Origin of the sequence: Cognatundibacterium luofuense, from assembly GCF_018139685.1 — a bacterium.
GTDB lineage: Bacteria > Pseudomonadota > Gammaproteobacteria > Burkholderiales > Burkholderiaceae_D > Undibacterium > Undibacterium luofuense.
The window spans coordinates 1-734 of record NZ_JAGSPN010000051.1 but is presented as its reverse complement, the minus strand read 5'-3'; the positions used below and the strand labels follow the sequence as shown (position 1 = coordinate 734).

Sequence of the window (734 nt, the reverse complement as noted above, 5' to 3'; positions counted from 1 at the left end):
AAAAGCAGGAAAGGGTAGTAAAAAGCAGGAAAACGCAGTTTTTTCGATAGCGGGTGCTAGAATGTGGCGCTTTGCCAATTGAAAAAATGGCTTTTGGCATCAGATGTGGGCTTGCGGTGATTCCTCCCGGAGAGTTGACTTGCGCAGTCGCGTAGAGCTGGCTCATCCGCCCGGATCAGTTTCCGCCTGACGGGTATTTGCCATCCTGCTTATCTGGAATTGCAACGAAAACAGTATGTCGGTTTGATTATCGGTTTGATCACATACTGTGGATTATTACAACGATTGGAGTCTGAACGTGTTTATTTCTAACGCTTATGCGCAAACTGCGGGTGCAGGTGTCGATGGTGGTCTGATGAGTTTCTTGCCACTGGTGTTGATGTTTGTGGTGCTGTATTTCCTGATGATACGTCCACAGATGAAGCGCCAGAAAGAACAGAAATCCATGATGGATGCGCTGGCAAAGAATGATGAAGTCGTCACCGCCGGTGGCATACTGGGTCGTGTGACCAAGGTGAACGAAAGCTATGTCACGCTGGAAGTCGCTAACGGTACCGAAGTCGTGGTGCAGAAAATCGCGATTTCGACCCTGCTGCCAAAAGGCACAATCAAGGCGATTTAAGCGCATCGTACAGGCAACGCAGTCCATGTTTAATGTGGACTGCGTTGTGCTTTTCAGCATCCCATTCTTAGATAATTATGAATCGCTATTCACTCTGGAAGTATGTCCTGAT

General features: G+C 47.8%; 1 protein-coding gene. It reads left to right on the top strand.

Annotated features, from left to right (window positions below):
* The first annotated feature begins 298 nt into the window (after positions 1-298).
* Positions 299-622 (top strand): preprotein translocase subunit YajC, encoded by a 324-nt coding sequence (yajC, locus tag KDM89_RS19225; protein ID WP_162020438.1) that lies wholly within the window; start codon positions 299-301, stop codon positions 620-622.
* Positions 623-734 lie beyond the last annotated feature (112 nt).